Consider the following 3,020-nt stretch of genomic DNA (forward strand, 5'->3'; position numbering starts at 1 on the left):
GCCTCGCCCCGACGGCGGAGGCGACGGCGGCGCGGCTGAACATGAGCCTGCGCAGCCTGCAACGCGCCCTCGACGCCGCCGGCACCAGTTTCACCGCCGAGCGCGACCACCTGCGCCTCGCCGAGGCGAAACATCTCCTGTCTAGCGGCAGCCTGGCGGTCGAGGCGATCTCGGCCCGCCTCGGCTATGCCGAAGCCGCCGTCTTCGTCCGCGCCTTCCGCCGCTGGACCGGGCAGAGCCCGGCCCGCTGGCGCAAGGCCGGCCTCAGCGCATCGCCTTCATCGGCGCCATCATCCGGCGCAGCATCCCCGGGAACAGACCGGCGAGCCTGAGCCCCATGGCGACCTCCGCATTGCCCGGCCAATGCCGCCTGTCGCCCTGAACCGCCTTCCAGGCCAATTCGGCGATGTCTTCCGGGGTGTGGGGAATGCCGCCCATCTTCGACAGGGCCTTGTCCGTGTCGGCGCCCTGGCTGTGCACCATGTCGGTATGAACGAAGCTGGGCATGATGTCCGAGACCTTGATGCCATGGGTCTCGAATTCCTGGGCCAGCGCCTCGGTCAGGGCGCGGACGGCGAATTTCGTCGCGGAATAGACCGCGAGCCCCGGCACGCCATACAGGGCCGAGGCCGAGCAGAGCGAGACCACGGAAGCGCCCGGCGTCTTCTTCAGATGCGGCAGGGCGGCGTGGAAGCCATGGACCACGCCCTTGAAATTCACGTCGATCGTGGTCGCGTGGAAGGCCGGGGTGATCTGGTCGAAGGGGGCGAATTTGGCGACACCCGCGTTGTTGATAAGAACATCGAGCCTTCCACCGGCCGCGGTGACGAAATCACCCAGCACCCGCTCGAAGGCGGCGAAATCGGTCACGTCGAGCGGGGCATGGAAACAGCGCTCCGGCCCCAGTTCGCGAGCGAGGGCGGCGACGCCTTCCCCGTTCAGGTCGACGAGGCCGAGGACATAACCCTCGCGGGCGAAACGCCGCGCGATGGCGGCGCCGATGCCGCGCGCGGCCCCGGTGATGAAGACCGATTTTGCCATGTTCTCTCCCCTTGTCCGCTTTTGCGGCTTGTTGTCGTTTCAGTCGCGCCAGAGGTTCAGCGGCACCTCGAACGGCTCGTTCACATAGGCGAGGCGCGATGGCCCCATGGCGGCGGCGGCGGCGCTCAGCCGACCGTCGAGGCCGAGCAGGCGGTCGGCGATGCCGATGATGCGCCGGTTGGGCGATGCGATGGCGGACTGCGCCCGGATCGCCTGCGCCGCCTCCAGCTCCCGCCCCGGATTATGCAGGGCGAGGGTGATGAGGGCGCTGGCGCTGGAGCGCGAAATCCCGGCCCAGCAATGGATCAGGATCGGCGCGCTGGCGTCCCAGCCGCGCAGGAACTCGATCAGGCCGCGCACATGCTCGTCCTCGGGGATGGTCATGCCGTCCACCGGCTCGGCGTAATCATGGACGCCGACGCGGTGATGGCGCTCGGGCGCGATGCCTTCCGGCGTTTCCGGCCAGTCGCCGGGATCGAGCAGGGTGACGACATGGCTGGGCCGGACACGGCGCGCCACCCGGGTCAGCTCCGCCAGGGGGCAGACGTGGACGACGGACATTTTCGCATTCCTCCTGCGGATACCGGGCGCAATTGCGCTTGGCGCCATGGCGGCCGCACTTTAAAGTGAGCCTTGCTCACGAACAAGCACCGCCTGACGGTGTCAGAATAAGGTTCCGGGAGGGACGGATGGAAGAGGTCTTGCCGCTGGTTCTGGCGGCATTCGCGGCTGCCGGTCTGATGGGCGCCATATATCTCGCCTCGCGCGGGGCGACGGCCCCGGCGCTGGACGAAGGCCTCGCCCGCCGGCGCCTCGGCGAGGACTGGCAGGATTTCGAGGCGGAGGATGTCTGGGTCGCCGCCGACCGCCGCGCGGCCCTGGCGACCGACCGGCGCGGCGCCCGCCTCGGCCTCGTCTTCGCCTTCGGCGACAAACTACCCAGCCGCCTGCTCGGCCCCGGCGACGTCACCGCCTGCAGTCTTCAGGGCGGCCGGCTGGTGATCGAGACCAGGGATTTCGGCCGCCATCATTTCGTGCTGGCCTCGACCGGCGACGCCGACACCCGTCCCTGGGCGGAGCGGTTGAGCCGCCTCGCCAAGGCCTGAGGAAAGCATCCCGCCATGGAAATGCTGGCCCTTCTCCAATATGCCATTCCCGGTTTCGTTATCCTCGTCCTCGCCGAATTGTTCTGGATGAAGCGGCGGGGCGGTGTTTCTTACGAATGGCGCGACAGTGTCGCCTCCCTCACCATGGGCCTCGGCAATCTGGTCGACGGGGCGCTGATCGCGTTTCTACTCTATGGGCTGTTCGCCTGGCTCTACCAGTATCGCCTGATCGACTGGGACGCCCGCATCTGGTGGGCGCTGCCCCTCGTCATCATGGTGCAGGATTTCTGCTTCTACTGGAGCCATCGGCTGAGCCATGAATGGCGCCTGTGGTGGGCGGCTCATGTCACCCATCATTCGTCGCTGCACTACAATCTCTCGACCGCGCTGCGCCAGCCCTGGACCGGGCTGATCGCCGGTTCCTGGGCGCCCTATGCCTTGATGCCGCTGCTCGGCATTCCGGTCGAGGCGATCGCGACCGCCCATGGCCTGTCGCTGGCCTATCAGTTCTGGATCCATACCGAGGCGATCGGCCGGATGCCCGCCTGGCTCGAGGCCGTGTTCAACACGCCGTCGCACCACCGGGTGCACCACGCGACCAATCCCCGCTATCTCGACCGCAATTACGCCGGCACGCTGATCATCTGGGACCGGCTGTTCGGCACCTTCGAGCCCGAACGGGCGGAAGACCCGCCGCGTTACGGCATCGTGAAGAACCTGGGCAGTTTCAATCCGCTGGTGATCGGCTTCCACGAATGGGTCGGCATCGCCCGCGACCTGCGCGCGGCGACGAGCTGGCGCGCCCGGGTCATGGCGCTGTTCGGCCCGCCCGGCTGGCGCGAGGATGGCGAAGGCTCGACCTCGGCGACGATC

The 3,020-nt window shown here is 68.0% G+C and carries 5 protein-coding genes; 3 read left to right on the plus strand and 2 right to left on the minus strand.

Translation table 11 applies throughout. The features are described from left to right. Positions 1-332 (plus strand): helix-turn-helix transcriptional regulator (locus WAZ62_RS09190; RefSeq protein ID WP_422643226.1); only part of this gene is annotated, 332 nt, incomplete at its 5' end. Here WAZ62_RS09190 and WAZ62_RS09195 read toward each other — a convergent pair. Beyond that, a complete protein-coding gene (locus WAZ62_RS09195; protein ID WP_422643227.1) occupies positions 265-1,041 on the minus strand; it encodes an SDR family oxidoreductase in 777 nt (258 codons plus the stop codon). The genes WAZ62_RS09190 and WAZ62_RS09195 overlap by 68 nt on opposite strands. A gap of 39 nt (positions 1,042-1,080) precedes the next feature. After that, positions 1,081-1,602 carry a tyrosine phosphatase family protein gene (locus WAZ62_RS09200; protein ID WP_422643228.1) on the minus strand — a complete coding sequence of 174 codons (522 nt, stop codon included), beginning with the start codon at positions 1,600-1,602 and terminating at the stop codon, positions 1,081-1,083. A gap of 128 nt (positions 1,603-1,730) precedes the next feature. On the opposite strand from WAZ62_RS09200, the gene WAZ62_RS09205 reads away from it, so the two are divergent. Together WAZ62_RS09205 and WAZ62_RS09210 are read left to right on the plus strand one after the other, a co-directional pair. Continuing rightward, positions 1,731-2,147 carry a hypothetical protein gene (locus WAZ62_RS09205; protein ID WP_422643229.1) on the plus strand — a complete coding sequence of 139 codons (417 nt, stop codon included), beginning with the start codon at positions 1,731-1,733 and terminating at the stop codon, positions 2,145-2,147. A gap of 15 nt (positions 2,148-2,162) precedes the next feature. Then, the coding region (locus WAZ62_RS09210; protein ID WP_422643230.1) for a sterol desaturase family protein at positions 2,163-3,020 on the plus strand (858 nt) is incomplete at its 3' end.

Source organism: Zavarzinia sp., assembly GCF_049306435.1.
Taxonomy (GTDB): Bacteria; Pseudomonadota; Alphaproteobacteria; order Zavarziniales; family Zavarziniaceae; genus Zavarzinia.